The organism is Ornithinibacillus liuyingii, assembly GCF_055550225.1.
In genome coordinates this window covers 446,516-462,672 of record NZ_JBPWOS010000001.1, presented here as the reverse complement: position 1 = coordinate 462,672, position 16,157 = coordinate 446,516, and the positions used below count along the sequence as shown (strand labels likewise).

Annotated in this window: 14 protein-coding genes; all 14 read right to left on the bottom strand. The window is 36.5% G+C overall.

Translation table 11 applies throughout. The features are described 5' to 3' along the window. Nucleotides 1-45 precede the first annotated feature (45 nt). The 14 genes from ACSKT4_RS02325 to ACSKT4_RS02260 all read right to left on the bottom strand — a co-directional run bounded on the left by ACSKT4_RS02325 (nt 46) and on the right by ACSKT4_RS02260 (nt 16,101). Nucleotides 46-1,305 (bottom strand): competence/damage-inducible protein A, encoded by a 1,260-nt coding sequence (locus ACSKT4_RS02325; RefSeq protein ID WP_465822757.1) that lies wholly within the window; start codon nt 1,303-1,305, stop codon nt 46-48. Continuing rightward, the gene (pgsA, locus tag ACSKT4_RS02320) at nt 1,305-1,883 is read right to left on the bottom strand and encodes a CDP-diacylglycerol--glycerol-3-phosphate 3-phosphatidyltransferase (protein ID WP_186868740.1); all 579 of its coding nucleotides are present in this window, start codon (nt 1,881-1,883) and stop codon (nt 1,305-1,307) included. The genes ACSKT4_RS02325 and pgsA overlap by 1 nt, the downstream gene beginning before the upstream one ends. A 71-nt stretch (nt 1,884-1,954) precedes the next feature. Next, nucleotides 1,955-2,887: a helix-turn-helix domain-containing protein gene (locus ACSKT4_RS02315; RefSeq protein WP_186868739.1), complete on the bottom strand. Its 933-nt coding sequence runs from the start codon at nt 2,885-2,887 to the stop codon at nt 1,955-1,957. Continuing rightward, nucleotides 2,888-3,679, bottom strand: a complete 792-nt coding sequence (locus ACSKT4_RS02310) for a DUF3388 domain-containing protein (RefSeq protein ID WP_186868738.1) — start codon at nt 3,677-3,679, stop codon at nt 2,888-2,890. 168 nt (nt 3,680-3,847) lie between these two features. Continuing rightward, nucleotides 3,848-4,105: a DUF3243 domain-containing protein gene (locus tag ACSKT4_RS02305; protein ID WP_186868737.1), complete on the bottom strand. Its 258-nt coding sequence runs from the start codon at nt 4,103-4,105 to the stop codon at nt 3,848-3,850. Nucleotides 4,106-4,193: 88 nt separating this feature from the next. Next, nucleotides 4,194-4,907, bottom strand: coding sequence for an elongation factor P 5-aminopentanone reductase (gene ymfI / locus ACSKT4_RS02300; protein ID WP_186868736.1), 714 nt, complete (start codon nt 4,905-4,907; stop codon nt 4,194-4,196). Between the two features lie 9 nt (nt 4,908-4,916). After that, nucleotides 4,917-6,200 carry an EF-P 5-aminopentanol modification-associated protein YfmH gene (yfmH, locus tag ACSKT4_RS02295; protein ID WP_186868735.1) on the bottom strand — a complete coding sequence of 428 codons (1,284 nt, stop codon included), beginning with the start codon at nt 6,198-6,200 and terminating at the stop codon, nt 4,917-4,919. Then, nucleotides 6,193-7,485 (bottom strand): EF-P 5-aminopentanol modification-associated protein YfmF, encoded by a 1,293-nt coding sequence (gene yfmF, locus ACSKT4_RS02290; protein ID WP_211741471.1) that lies wholly within the window; start codon nt 7,483-7,485, stop codon nt 6,193-6,195. Before yfmF ends, yfmH begins: the two co-directional genes overlap by 8 nt. 169 nt (nt 7,486-7,654) lie before the next feature. Next, nucleotides 7,655-8,608, bottom strand: a complete 954-nt coding sequence (locus tag ACSKT4_RS02285) for an ABC transporter permease (protein ID WP_186868733.1) — start codon at nt 8,606-8,608, stop codon at nt 7,655-7,657. Further along, nucleotides 8,609-9,673, bottom strand: coding sequence for an ABC transporter permease (locus tag ACSKT4_RS02280; RefSeq protein ID WP_186868732.1), 1,065 nt, complete (start codon nt 9,671-9,673; stop codon nt 8,609-8,611). It abuts the gene before it with no gap. After that, the gene (locus ACSKT4_RS02275; RefSeq protein WP_186868731.1) at nt 9,642-11,183 is read right to left on the bottom strand and encodes an ATP-binding cassette domain-containing protein; all 1,542 of its coding nucleotides are present in this window, start codon (nt 11,181-11,183) and stop codon (nt 9,642-9,644) included. Before ACSKT4_RS02275 ends, ACSKT4_RS02280 begins: the two co-directional genes overlap by 32 nt. Before the next feature lie 385 nt (nt 11,184-11,568). Continuing rightward, nucleotides 11,569-12,696 (bottom strand): BMP family lipoprotein, encoded by a 1,128-nt coding sequence (locus ACSKT4_RS02270; protein ID WP_186868730.1) that lies wholly within the window; start codon nt 12,694-12,696, stop codon nt 11,569-11,571. A 103-nt stretch (nt 12,697-12,799) separates the two neighbouring features. Continuing rightward, nucleotides 12,800-13,525, bottom strand: a complete 726-nt coding sequence (locus ACSKT4_RS02265) for a GntR family transcriptional regulator (protein WP_186868729.1) — start codon at nt 13,523-13,525, stop codon at nt 12,800-12,802. Nucleotides 13,526-13,812: 287 nt separating this feature from the next. Further along, nucleotides 13,813-16,101, bottom strand: a complete 2,289-nt coding sequence (locus ACSKT4_RS02260) for an FtsK/SpoIIIE family DNA translocase (protein WP_186868728.1) — start codon at nt 16,099-16,101, stop codon at nt 13,813-13,815. Between the last annotated feature and the right edge of the window lie 56 nt (nt 16,102-16,157).

Here is a 16,157-nt window from a genome sequence, read left to right as displayed (position 1 = left end):
ATTACAGGCATTTCCATAGACCTATAATCGATTTTTCTTGAAATATTAATCGAATAAATTCTGTTTTAATAGATTAAATAAAAGTTCAAAACCTTTCATAACAGCACGATGGCGTATACTAGCTCTATCCCCTATCAATTCAAATTTCTCGACAAGGTGAACTTTATCTTGAACAAACACAGAAACATAAACCGTCCCCACTGGTTTCCCTTCGACAACATCTGGACCAGCAATCCCGGTAAAACTAATGCCAATACTAGAATGTAGCTTTTGAGCTACATTCTTAGACATTTCCAATGCACATTCTCTACTAACCGTACCATAAGATGTAAGAATTTCCTCTGAAACCCCTAATACATCTCGCTTTACCGATTCGTCATAGCAAACAATCGAACCTTTGCAGACTTCTGAGGCACCAGGTACGGAGATGATTTTCTCGATAAACTTCCCACCGGTTAGACTTTCTGCTGAGGCAAGGGTTAGTTTTAGCTCTTTTAAATTATTGATAATAGATTGTTCAATCGTTTCATCATTCATTCCGACATAGAATGGATGAACCTTAGCTAAAACGTTTGCCTTTGTTTCTTCCAACATAACGATAGCTTCATCTTCACTGGCTGCTTTAGCTGTTAATCGTAGTACAATGCCATTACTTTGTGCTAATGGTGCAATGGTTGGGTTTTGTTGCTGCTCCATTAACTCTTTTAGTTCATGTTCAAGTTTCGATTCTCCAATTCCTATAAATCTTAGAACATACGATTTAATGATTTCCGTTAGATTCAATTCTTTTCTTAAAATGGGTAAAACCTCATCTACCATAATAGCTTTCATCTCACGAGGAACACCTGGCAAGAAAATCCAAATCGTATCATTGTAGTGAACGAGCATACCTGGTGCCATTCCAACTGGATTATGAAAAACTAGAGAATCCTTAAATACCCTTGCTTGTTTACGGTTATTTGGGGTCATTTGACTATTCTGTTTAGCAAAAACAGCCTCTATCTTCTCCATGGAAGCAGGATGTTCTACCATTGTTAAACCGCTCATTAATTGAAATGCTTCTCGGGTTAAATCATCATCTGTAGGACCAAGCCCTCCCGTAACAATAACTACATCAGATCGGTCGTTAGCCAAAGCAAACGTATCTTTAACTCTGGTCAAATTATCTCCGACAACACCATGATAATAAACGTTTATTCCTTGGAGAGCGAGTTGTTCCGAAATCCATTGTGCGTTTGTATTAGCTATTTGGCCTAACAAAAGTTCTGTACCAACAGCAATAATTTCCGTTTTAATCTGCTTCATTATTTAGAATCCCTCATTACATGAATATTTTTGGCAAAATAGTCGTAACCAGAAAGTACGGTAAAGAATAATGCCACATAAAGCATGATTGTAGCAAAAGGAAAACCAACAAAAGAGAATGGGAAATTATGTAATAAAAGTGCTGCTATAGCAATCATTTGCGTAGCGGTTTTTAATTTCCCCATTTTCCCTGCCGCAAGGACAATCCCTTCACCAGCAGCAACTAATCGAAGTCCTGTTACAGCGAACTCTCTACTAATAATAATAATCACTACCCATGCAGGTGCCGCTCCAATTTCAACTAATAAGATTAAAGCGGCAGAAACTAATAATTTATCTGCTAAAGGATCTAGAAATTTCCCTAAATTGGTAACAAGATTATGTTTTCTAGCATAATGACCATCAATCCAGTCCGTTGCAGAAGCAATAATGAAAAGTAAAGCAGCGATAAAATGGGATACTGGTAAAGTATTATCACCAATAGACCACTCTCCCCAATTTAAGGGAAGGATCAGTAACAGAATAAAAATAGGAATTAATAAAATTCTAGATAGGGTAATTCGATTTGGTATATTCATCTTTCATACTCCTTCATAATAAAGGGACAAAACCCCTCTTTTAGCATATTGCTACTAGAAGGGTTTTTATCCTATTCATTTGATTCAACTACGTTTAACCATAAACGTTGATGGTCTGCTCCTCTTAATGTTGGATCAACAGGATATTCTAACTCAACACCATTTATTTTAACAGTTAAACCTGGTGTATTACCAATGTTCAATAAGATACGTGTTTCACCAGTTAAATCCAATTCAACCGGTTCATTAGCTGTTACAATTGCTCCATAGAATTTTTGTCCATCTGCATTATCTACATCAAGCCATACATCTTGGGTAGCAATAAACTCTAGAATTAATTCTTCACCAACATTGGTCAATTCAAGCTCCGATTGTGGTCTTGGTACTTGCCCTTCTTCAGTAACAACTATGCTAAGCTCTGGATCTTCTTCATTTTCTTCTGTATTATCACCAGCATCAGGAGGATCCTCGTTAGACTCTTCTTCTGTTTCGTTTTCACCATTCTCATCTACATTACCGGTATTCGGATTACTATTTTCGGACCGGTAAAACTCACCTTCATTTTGTTCGATTGGTGCCTCTTCATCTTTTGCATCATTCTTCGTTGTAAACCACCAAGCTAAAAAGAGAATACCAATGACTAATATAACAACAGTTAAAGTAGGAATAAATGAGAATATAGCACTACTTTTCGTTGGCATATTATCCTTTCTCGACCGTTGAATCCTTGTGTATTGCGTGGTAGTATCCTCCTCAGGGGAAGGAATATCTTCCTTATATTCCTCCATCAGTTCATTGGGATCTAGTCCAACCGCAATTGCATATTCCTTAATAAATGCCTTTGCATAAAACTTTCCTGGTAAAACAGAGAAATTTTCTTCTTCTATTGCAACAAGATATCTTTTCTGTATTTTTGTTGTATCCTGAAGCTCTTCAAATGAAATGTCATTTGCAATTCTTGCTTCTTTTAATCTCGCACCTATTCCCATATTAACACCATCCATTTAATAATCGAACATTGAAAAACCATTATCCTGATTAAATTGCGTATTTTCCACTACTTCATATGTAATTTCCTCATCCTCGTCACTCCGTAGTTCTATAATGTAATCAAAATCATCAATATTATACTCTGTAGATTGTACAAATATATCCGGATGCTCCACTACTTTAATTGCCGGAAGCTGCATTATTTCACGGATTAATTGCCAATGCTTTTCACTTGCCTTTCGGTGTGAAACAATACCATCAATAATATAAATATTATCACTACTATATTCTCCAGCTATTAGTTCATTACGTACTGTTTGTTTAATCAGCGTACTGGATACGAATAACCATCGTTTATTTGCACATACACTAGCAGCAACAATGGACTCCGTTTTCCCAACTCGAGGCATTCCTCTAATCCCAATTAATTTATGACCTTCTTGTTTATATAATTCAGCCATAAAATCAACTAAGATTCCAAGTTCATCACGAACAAAACGAACCGTCTTACGGTCATCTGCATCCCGATGTATGTATTTGCCATGTCTCACTGCTAAACGATCACGTAATTTTGATTTACGTAGCTTGGTCACTTGAATCGTGTCCATCGTTTGTAAGATTAGTCGTAAACGAGTAATCTGTTCGTTATTATCAGCAAGCAGCAACATACCTCTTCGACCGTTTTCGACACCGTTAATGGTTACAATAAAAATCGAAAGCATCCCTAGCAAAGAAGATATCTCCCCTAATAAACCAGGGCGATTAATTTGAATTTCATATTCTAAATACCATTCTGTTTTTGCCACTCAAAACTCTCCATTTCCCAAATTAACCCCAAAGTACCTATACCTTTATAATATATGATTTTGACTATTGTTTAAAGCTATTAATTCAAATTATCCTTAAAGATTTATATTTTTGAATATAAAAGAAGCTACGAATGATACGTAGCTTCTTTTATAGCAGTTGTTCACTTATTGATTAGCTTGATTTTGGACTAATTTTACCATGGAATTGGCGATTGCTTGCTGTTCTTCTTTGGAAGCTGCATTCCATAGTTCACGAAGCACCGCTTCCTCACTATTTTTTGCATCAACACTTTTGGCAAGATAATCTCCAACCTCATAAGCCACTTGTGAAATGGTGTCTTGAGACATCCCTTGTGACTGAGCTTGTTCTAATCTATTAGCTAAAAATTGCTTCCATGAGTCAAAGTTGTCAAGTACAGACATGTTCATTCCTCCTTCTCATAATACATCATGCATAGTATTTGATTTTTTCTATTGATTATGCATGATTTGCTAGGAAGAAAGAAAATATTTAGTCCCATCCACCACTAATACGCAATATTTCTCCATGTATATATGCACCTTGTTGACTTAGCAAAAAAGTAACCGCATTGGCTACATCTTCAGGCTTCCCTGGACGATTAAGAGGAATTTCTTCCATTAATTGCGCCTTTTCTTCCTGAGATAATGGATTCATCTTTGTATCGATAAAACCCGGACTAATTGCATTGACTGTAATTCCACTTGGTCCAACTTCCTTTGCTAAAGCCTTTACGAATGCATTTTGTGCTCCTTTAACAGTCGAATAAACCACTTCATAACTTGCGCCAATTTCCCCCCAAATAGAGGAAATCATAATGATTTTCCCAGATTTTCTTCTTATCATATCAGGTAGGATACTTTTCACTATAGCTAATGGCGCTTTTACATGAATGGATAACATGTCATCCATCACTTTTTCCGGCGTATCTTGTAATAGGCCGTAATATGCGATTCCACTTGAGAAAATTACTGCATCAATTGGATAAGCAATGTTTCCAATTAAACGGTTAATGCCTTGTTCATTTGTCAAATCAGCTTGAATACAGTCTAACAACTGATGATCTGGAATCTCTTTTATCAACTGTTCGAGTGAGTGATAATTTTGATGATAATGAAGGATGAGAGAATAACCTTCTTTCCCTAATTGAAGTGCTATTTGACTCCCAATCTCTCCACTTGCTCCAATAATTAATACGTTCCCCATTTCTTCTCCTTACTCTGCTACAATTTTGCAAACACCTAATCGCTCTTCTGTAATCCATTGTTTTAAAAATTTATTTGCATCCTCTACGGATAAGCTTTGTATCATAGGAATTAATTCGAAGTAATCCACACCAACAGTATGATAATGAATGTACTTACTTGCGATATTTTCAAGTGAATTCATAGAACGTAATAATTGACCAATTTTCTTTCGCTTCATTCGTTCGAAGTCATCCTCATGTATTTCATGTGTTGTAGTCGAAAGTAACAATTCTTTCAGCTTCGAAACAAATTGGTCTGGGTTATCTGAGTTTCCACCAAGAATAGAATAACCAAAGCTTTTTTCTAAATTCGTTTCAAAATAGAAGCTCGAATCGATGATTTTTTCTTGATATAGTTCTTCATAGAACTGCCCGCTCTTCGAAAAATAATACGTTAGTATCATATCCTGCAGAATGTCTTTCTTTACAAATTCTTCCCCTTTAAGTTCTTCTGTTGATTCTTTGATACCAACCGTACACTTAGCGACTGAAACCGGCATTACGATGTTGTTTTCCTTTTTAGCCACTTCAATAGGTTCTTTCGGATAATCGCGTTGAATCTCTTCCAGTTTTTCAAAGCTCTTTGAACGTTGATTATCTTCAATCAACTGCATCATATCATCCGGATCAAATTTACCCGCAATAAAAAGTGTCATGTTTTCCGGATGATAAAACGTGTTATAACATGTATATAAGTCATCCTTCGTAATTTCATTTATGGATTCGACTGTACCCGCTATATCGATATTGACAGGAGTTTCTTGAAATAAGCTTTTCAATGTTCCCATGAACGATTGCCAATCAGGCTGATCGTCATACATTTTGATTTCCTGTCCGATAATCCCCTTTTCTTTTTCAACTGATTCTTCAGAGAAATAAGGGTCTTGTACAAAGTCCAGTAATATTTTTACATTTTCTTCCACATTTGCCGTTGCAGAAAATAAATAAGCCGTTTTGGTAAACGATGTATAGGCATTTGCGGATGCTCCATTTTTTCCAAAATCAGCAAATACATCCCGGTCCTTCTTCTCAAACAATTTGTGCTCTAAAAAGTGGGCAATACCATCCGGAACCGTAATTTGTTCGCTTTCGCCAATTGGTACAAATGTCCGATCAATGGATCCATAATTGGTCGAGAATATGGCATAGGTTTTAGACATTTGTGGCCTTGGTAATAAAAATACTGATAATCCATTATCTAACTTGCGGTGATATAATGTTTCCTCAATATGCGTATACTGTTTCTTATCCATTATTTGATCCCCCTTCACTAGTCAGTAAGTAGACGGTATCTTCTACAATATGCTTACCTACTTCCACAACATCCTCCACTTTTACCTCTTTAATCTTTTCGATGAGTTGATCTGGCTGTAAGGTAGTACCTGCGATTACCTGCTGATACAGCATTTCTATAATTCCTTGGGGATGATCTAATGTTTCTAATAATTGATTGATTATTAAATCCTTTGTTTCTTTCAGTTCATCTTCTGTAATATCGCCATTTTTCATAGCTGTCATTTGCTTTTCCATAATTTCTCTTGCTTTTTCATAATCCTGAGGAGCGATCCCACTGAATACTAACAATAAGCCTTTATGACTCTCTAACCTTGACGATGCATAATACGCCAGACTATTCTTCTCCCGGACATTTATAAACAATTTAGAGCTTGGAAAAGCACCTAATATTCCATTAAAAACTTGAAGAGCAGGATACTTTTCATCTTGGAAACGGATATTTGTACGATAACCGATATGAAGCTTTGCTTGTTGTACATGTTGTTTATCAATTACTTCCTTTGGATCCTTTGAAGTAACTTTCGGTTCTTCCTCTACTACCTTATTGGAAGTACCTTCACTTTTTCTTTCAAAATTTACTCCGATTAGCTCTTGGATTTTATCTTCCTTCACATCACCAAGCACATAGATATCGATTTGGTCTTCTTTTAATAGCTTCTCATAATATTGATATAAATCAGTTGCTGATATATCATCTAAATCTTCTTCGTAACCACTAACATGTAATTGATATGCTTCCCCATCACACATTTCATCAATTAATCTCATATTGGCATATTTCATTTTATCATCAATAACCGACTTTATTTTTTGTCTGAGGGTTTCTTTTTCCCGATTGATAATATCTTCATGAAAGGAATCATTCCTAACATTCGGATGAAAGATGACTTCATTAAGCAGCCTAACCGCCTCTTCTATAATATTCGACTCATTCGGGATGAATTTTTCATTGGCAACTTCTAATCGAAAACTGAGGATATGATGATTACCTTTTTTCCCACCATCAATAGACAATACAGCCCCGTAAAGATTATCTAATGCGATTTGCAATTCCTTTCGGCTTGGATATTCTTTAGGACCTTGCTGCAACACATAAGGTAACAATGCCCTTTTCGTAATGGTTTCACGATTTAATGGAGCCTTAAATTTTATAACGATGTTTACCGTTTTGAATTTATCATTTGGTATCAAATGTAAATTTAAACCATTCAGATTCTTCACATCTTCTTGAATCATAACCATATCTCTTCCTCCAATTTTATACATTCAAAACAAGCTAATCTTTAGTTTGTACCTTTTTTCATAATCAATGAATGTTTTATTAATAACCATAGTTTACCATTTATAAAGAAAACAACCAAAAAAAAAAAACTGACCTGAATTAATACCTTCAAGTCAGTTTTAATATAGATTATCTACTTCCCTTAATGTAAGGAACTCCACTTGCCTTCGGTGCTTCAGCACGACCGATAAATCCTGCTAAGGCAAGAATAGTCAACACATATGGAGCGATTAATAAGTAAATTTGAGGAATATCTCCAAGTACAGGAATTCCAGAACTTACGATACTCAAGCTTTGTGCGAATCCAAAGAATAACGCAGCTCCCATAGCTCCTAGTGGATGCCACTTTCCAAAGATAACCGCAGCAAGTGCCATAAATCCTTGTCCGACAATGGTAGAATGGGAGAAATTAGAAACAATCGTCAGTGCAAATACAGATCCCCCTAAACCACCTAGCGCTCCAGATATAATAACTGCGATATAGCGCATTCTAGATACATTTATACCGTTCGTATCTGCCGCCATTGGGTGCTCACCCACCGCTCGTAAACGTAATCCGAAGGTAGTTTTATATAGTACATACCATGCTATAAAGGCAAAGATAATGGCGATGTAAGACGTTATATAAACCCCGTCAAAAAAGATAGGACCGATAATTGGGATTTTTGACAAGAATGGTATTGTAGTGGAATTAAATGGTTCTGCTACCATATCGGTTTGACCCTTTCCATACCAAATCTTTGTCAAATATATACCTAACCCAAGTGCCAACATATTGATTGCGACACCACTAACAGTCTGATCCGCATAAAATGACACAGATGCAACGGCATGGATTATAGAGAAAATAGCCCCTGCGATCATAGCAGCAACTAAAGAAATCCACGGTGTCCAAGCACCAAATACATCAGCAAATGTAAGATTAAAGACAATTCCAGTAAACGCACCGATAACCATTAAACCTTCAAGCCCAATATTGACGACTCCAGAACGTTCACTAAAAACTCCTCCCAATGCAGTAAAAATAAGGGGAGCGGAAAAGAACAGTACAGTAGGTATTATGGAATCTAATATATGAAGCATTTATTTCCCCTCCTTTTTAACACGCTGTAATGCCCAACGAATGATATAACTAGAAGCGACAAAGAATATAATGATAGCGATGATAATATCCACTAGTTCTGTCGGGACACCAGCACTAGGCATTTCTCCAGCACCCTCTTTTAACACTCCAAAAAGAATGGCTGCTAAAACTACGCCTAAAGGATTGTTTGCACCTAATAAGGCAACCGCAATTCCATCGAAACCAAGGTTCGTAAATCCTGAAATGACGGATACATTACCATACGTTCCTAATCCTTCCATCACACCAGCTAATCCAGCAAACGCTCCTGAGATAACCATGGACAGAATAATATTTTTATTAACGTTCATACCAGCATATTTGGATGCATGTTTATTAAAACCAACAGCCTTTAATTCATAACCAAGTGTAGTACGTTCAATGATAAACCACATAATGATAGCAGCAAATAATGCTATTAGGAATCCATAGTGCATACGCGAGTAAAATGTTAGGCTTTGCAACCATTCCGACCCTAAGGAGGCTGTGGATGCTATTCTATCTGTTGTGGTACTATTTTCAGTTAATACAGAGCGTACAATTTCATTTGAAACAAACATAGCGATGTAATTCATCATAATCGTTACAATTACTTCATGCACACCGATTTTCGCTTTTAACAGACCAGGTATAAATCCCCATAGTCCACCAGCTATCGCTCCGGCTAGAACAGCTAATGGTAAATGAATAACCATTGGTGCATCAATTGATAAACCAACCCAAACCGCAGCTAACCAGCCAACGATAACTTGTCCTTCTGCACCAATATTAAACAATCCAGTACGGAACGCAAATGCAATAGCAAGCCCTGTTAAGATTAAAGGAGTTATTCTTCTAATGGTCTCACCAATTGTAAACGCGTCATAAAAGGCACCATTCCAAAGGGCTTTATAACCATCTATTGGGTTGTGTCCAGAAGCAATCATAATAATTGCTCCAACAATTAATCCTAGAAGTACAGATATTATCGGAACAATAATACCAAATAGTTTTTTATTTGATGTCACTTGAATCACCTGCCCCATTTATTGTACTACCTGCCATTAACAGGCCTAATTCCTGTTCATTTGTCTCTTCAGGCTTTAGATTAGCGACAATTTTCCCATCAAACATTACTGCAATTCGATCACTAACATTCATGATCTCGTCTAATTCAAAGGATACTAGTAAAATTGCCTTTCCTTTATCACGTTCTTCTATTAACTTATTATGAATAAATTCGATTGCTCCAACATCTAATCCACGTGTTGGTTGAGCCGCAATTAATAAATCAGGAGAGCGGTCAATCTCTCTGCCAATTATCGCCTTTTGCTGATTTCCACCTGATAATGCACGGGCAGGAGTGTACTCACTCGGGGTACGCACATCATATTCATCAATAATTTCTTTTGCCTTCTTGTATATCGCTTTATAATTTAAAACTGAGGCTTTTGAATACGGCTTTTGATAATACGTTTGCAGTACAATATTAGCGCCAATTGGATAATCTAAGACTAAACCATATTTATGTCTATCTTGTGGGATATGCCCTAACCCACTTTTCGTAACATTCCTCGGGCTAAGATTCGTAATGTCTTTTTCTTTTAATTGAATTTTTCCAGAACGAGACTTTCGCAGTCCTGTAATTGCTTCAATTAATTCTGTCTGACCATTACCATCAACACCAGCAATTCCAACAATTTCACCGGCACGTACTTCTAAGTCCAGGCCTTTTACTAAATCTACTTTTCTCACATCCTGAACACATAAATCCTTAATATGAAGAACGACCCCTTTTGGATTAGCTGGTTGCTTCTCTGTCTTAAAGTTAACTTCTCTCCCAACCATTAGCGATGCAAGTTCATCTGGGTTAGTATCCTTGACTTCTACTGTGCCGATACCCTTCCCTTTTCGAATTACTGTACAACGATCACATACTTCCATGATTTCTTTTAATTTATGGGTAATAAGTATAATAGATTTCCCTTCTTTAACTAAGGAACGCATAATTTCAATTAGTTCTTTTATCTCTTGAGGAGTTAACACTGCAGTTGGTTCATCAAATATCAGCACCTCTGCACCACGATATAACGTTTTTAAAATTTCCACGCGTTGCTGCATCCCAACGGAGATATCACTAATCTTTGCGGAAGGATCTACCTTTAATCCATAACGATCTGATATTTCTTGTATTTCTCTTTCCGCTTTCTTGAGATTAATGCTACCAAATTTTCCTTTAGGTTCACTACCAAGGATGATATTTTGTGTAACAGTAAATGGTTCAACTAGCATAAAATGTTGGTGTACCATCCCAATACCTAAATTATTGGCGATATTTGGGTTTGTTATTTTGACTGTTTCACCCTTCACTCGAATTTCTCCAGCTTCTGGCTGATATAACCCAAATAAAACGTTCATTAAAGTAGATTTCCCTGCACCATTTTCACCTAATAATGCATGAATCTCACCTTTTTTTAATTGGACTGTAATGTTATCATTAGCTACTATCCCCGGAAATTCTTTTCGGATATTTAACATTTCAATCACATATTCCACTAATGTCACCCCTCTTAAATCTCTATTCTATTGCTATTATTTTTATAAAATATGATTTTATTGTAGAAAAAATAGGACATCTACCTTTCTGGTAAATCTTCCACCGAATCACTCATTCTGAGAACTTAAAACTTCAGACTACTAATTAGAAACTAGTACTAAAATTGTCTGAGTCCCATAGTAATCATTCTTCAGTAAAGTGTTCGTTTTTCTTATGCAATTGAAAAGGTTGCTACACTTTCCTATGCGAATAAAATCACCAAATGAAAAAGATGCTTCGCATCTTCTTCATTTGAGGATCTTAGGTTTGTATAAAGATTGAGGTGTCCAAAAGGACCCATTACCCAAGAGGGATTTGGTTCTTTCAGACAGCCTCAGGTGTTTCTTAAAGACTTTCTTCGAATGCTTTTAATTCATCACGAGTTGCTGGAACTGTTACTTCCCCGTTAAGGATTTTATCTTTCCATTCGTTCACTGTGTTAATAATGTCTTCAGTCATCGCGTCAGAGTTAGTAGTAGCAAAGCCAATTCCATCTTCTTCGATACCAAATTCTAATTGCTCTCCACCAGGAAACTCACCATTAAGAGACATCGTAGAAACAGATTCTACAGCAACATCTACACGTTTAATCATAGATGTTAATGTTACGTTTTGATCACCAACTTGTCCTTCTTCATGTTGGTCACGGTCTACACCGATTACCCAAATTTCACGATCTGGATCATTTTGTTTAATATCTTTTGCTTGGTTAAACACACCATTCCCTGTTCCACCAGAAGCATGATAAATTACATCGACATCATTGTCATACATGTTTGCTGCGATTAGCTTACCTTTTGCAGGATCACCGAAGCTCTCTGCATATTGCACTTCTACTTCAATATCAGGGTTTACAGATTTTGCACCTGCGACAAAACCAGCTTCGAACTTATTAATTAGTGGAGAATCTAGTCCTCCTACAAAACCTAATTTATTCGTTTTTGTTTTAAGCGCAGCTGCGACACCTACTAAGAACGAACCTTGGTGTTCTTTAAATGTAATACTAGCAACGTTTGGAAGATCAACTACTTCGTCTACCATACCGAAGTGAACATCTTTATTTTGTTCAGCGATTGTTGTTAAATCTTCTTTCAGTTCAAAACCAATTCCATAAATTAAGTCATAGTGATTACGGATAAGACGAGTTAAATTAGGAACGTAGTCTTCTTTTGCATTAGATTGTTCATAAGAATAACCTTCCCCTTCCGTTAAACCATTTTGTTCACCGAAAGATACTAAACCTTCCCATGCTGATTGGTTGAATGATTTATCATCTACGCCACCTAAATCAGTAACCATACCGACTTTAAAATCTCCCGCGTTTTCTGTTCCTTCTTTACTATCCGTATCTCCATTTGATTCATTATTACTATTGTTGCTATTGTCGCTACTGTTGTCATTGTCTCCACCACAAGCAGCTAATACTAATCCTAATCCAAGGATAAGCACTAATAGAAAGCTTAATTTCTTCATAGAAAATACCCCCATTATCATTTTTAAAATAAGTATTTATTCGTTTACTACTAAGCCTTTATTCCTATATTCCGAAAATCACCCCCTAAAAGTGATAGACATATTAAACCCGCTTCCTTAAAACGTGAAAACTAAATACATCAGACCGAAAATAATTTAAAGAATACAGAATTGGCTTATCATCTTCTGTATAATGCATTTGCTTTAGTAGTAAAAGTGATTGATCAAACTCACAATGTAATATATTGTAAATCTTTTCATGATAGCTAACTGGCTCGATATAAGTAATGGCATAGCTTATTCGTTTTCCAGAATGCTCTTCCATAAGCTTAAACAATGAATCGTCTTTATGTGCTACTTCAGTAGGAAGTAATTCCTCTGGTACCTTATCTATACAAAACACTACTGGCTTTCCATCGGCAGTTCGAATTCTTTCCATTTTTACTAGTTTAGTAAGTTCATATGGTTTAAATTTAATTCTCTCTTCCTCAGTAGGCTCAATGAGTTCAGTAGAATAATATTGCGAGCCCGGTTTCTTGCCTGCTTGCTCAATCATGGACGTAACACTACTAAGCTGCTCGATGCCAGAAGATACAATTGGCTTTTGATTGACAAATGTGCCTACTCCATGTCTTCTCGTCACAATATTATCCTCTTCTAATATTCGCAGTGCCTCGCGCAATGTTGCTCTTGAAACACCAAGCGATTTAGATAATTCAAATTCGGATGGTAATTTTTGATTTTCTTTATAATGTCCCGTTTGAATATCTTGTTTAATTTTATCAATTACCTGTAAGTATAAATGCCTAGAATCTGATTTTATGGACATAAGGTCCCCCCTAGTATTTGCTCAAAAACAGTAAGGTGTTTAATTTCCGACAAATACTGACAACTCATACCTTGAATAATATATCATTATTTTAAAAACAAATAAATAGTTTTAACTAAAATTACGAAGAATATTTCATTTAGTACATACTAATAGCCTATTCACTATCCTGAAGCGATTTCAATGTATCGAAAACTCATAATAATGGTGCAATTACACTTCCAAAAAAGGCTAGATGACATCCGTTAACGATGTCACCTAGCCATAATTTTACCCAAATAAAGGGTTTATGAAGTTTTTTCTTCTGTTTGCGTTACAAGGACTGCTCTCGGTTTACTTCCCTCATACGGTCCAACAATTCCTCTTGCTTCCATAGCATCAATTAGTCTTGCTGCTCTCGTATAGCCAATTCTAAAACGTCTTTGTAGCATCGATACACTAGCACTCTGCATTTCTGTAACGAGTTGTACTGCTTCATCAAATAGTTCATCATCCACTTCTTCTACTACATCATTCGTATCCTCTGGAATCATCTCTTCTTGATAACTAGCTTTTTGTTGTTCAATACAGTGGTCAACGATTCGTTCCACCTCATCGTCTGAAAGAAATGCTCCTTGAACACGAATAGGCTTTGAGGATCCAACTGGAAGGAACAGCATATCACCGCGTCCTAAAAGCTTTTCTGCACCACCAGAATCAAGAATAGTACGAGAATCCGTTGAAGAAGATACACTAAATGCAATACGTGACGGTATATTAGCCTTAATAACCCCAGTAATAACATCTACTGATGGCCGTTGTGTTGCGATGATTAAATGAATACCTGCAGCCCGAGCCATCTGAGCAAGCCTCGTAATAGAATCCTCTACATCACTGGAGGCAACCATCATCAGATCTGCTAACTCATCGACAATAACGACGATATACGGGAGGTTCGGCTGTTGTTCCGTCTCATCAACTGTTCGATTATATTTCCGAACATATTCATTATAGCCTTCAATATTTCTCGTACCTGTATCTGAAAATAGTTCATAACGTCTTTCCATTTCAGAAACTACTTTCTTCAATGCTCTTGATGCCTTCTTTGGATCAGTAACAACAGGAGCTAATAAATGTGGGATACCATTATAAACATTTAATTCCACTTTTTTCGGATCAATCATCATCATTTTCACTTCATGTGGTTTAGCACGCATTAATATCGTCGTAATAATCCCATTTACACAGACACTTTTACCACTACCAGTAGCACCAGCTATTAATAAGTGTGGCATTTTATTTAGTTCAGCTAAAACTGCATCTCCAGAAATATCTTTCCCTAATCCCACTAATAGTTTGGAGGCTTGGTTTGTTGTAATCGTATCTAGCACCTCGCGTAAAGAGACCATTGCAATTTCTTGATTTGGAACTTCAATCCCTACCGCAGACTTTCCTGGAATGGGAGCTTCAATTCGGATATCCTTTGCTGCCAGTGCTAATGCCAAATCGTCATGTAGACTAACGATTTTACTCACCTTTACCCCTGCCTCTGGATATACTTCATACTTCGTTACAGCAGGACCAACATTAACTTTTGTCACTCTAGCCTTTACACCAAAACTATGAAAGGTTCTCTCTAGCTTCCTAACAACGGATTGAATTTGTGCCTTATCATGATATTGCGAATTCTGAGCAGGTTCTGTTAATAGACTTGGCGAGGGTAAAATGTATTCCGGATTTTCCGCTTCTGTCATTGGCATGACTTCCACATCGTCATCCGCCTCATCTTCTATTTCCATATCCTTACTATCTCGTTGATTTTCCTTCGAATTAGGTGCTTGTTCAACCTGCTGCTCATCAAAAGCATAGGTAACGGTAGGATAAGCCTCCTCTTTCGTCTCGATTATTGGTTCCGTTGGGACATAGTCCTCTTCTATTAGCTCGTCTACCTTATCATCTGATTTTCCTGCTTTACTATTTTTCAATTTATCTAGTAATTTCTTCATGTTAGATTTGCTTTGTGAAACTAGTTTTGCAACAAAATCTCCCAATGAAAATTCTGTGAGAAAGATGATACCAATTAATATCGAAAAGATAGCTACGATTTTTGCTCCTACAGATGAAAATAAATAATAGCAAAATGCAAAAAGTATTGCCCCAATCATCCCGCCACCAACTTGACCAGCTGAGGCATTACCCGCTACATAATCAAAAAAGGTTGTCCATGTCACTTTTAAGATAGATGTATTACTGGATGAAGCAAGTAAATTCTCATAGGATTGAATATGTGTGTATAACAAAGTTCCTAGTAAAATAATATAGATTCCAATCCATTTCCTGTTCCAAAAATTAGGATAACGTCTCTTAATCATAATATATAGGCCAATACCTAATAAAAATAAAGATGCAGTAAAATACCATACTCCTAAAAAGAATCGAAAAATATGCTCTAAGCCACTTGGAATAGCACCACCACTAATCGCAGTAGCACCACTACCGAATATTGCTAAGAATACAAATAAAAGTCCAAGTAATTCAAACTGAACTTGTTTCTTTAATGTGCTTTTTTTCCTCTTTCTCCCTTTTTTCTTTACCATATACTCACCTCTTACAACTCGCTGCTGATATGAAAACAAACCCCTGCCGTGTTAGG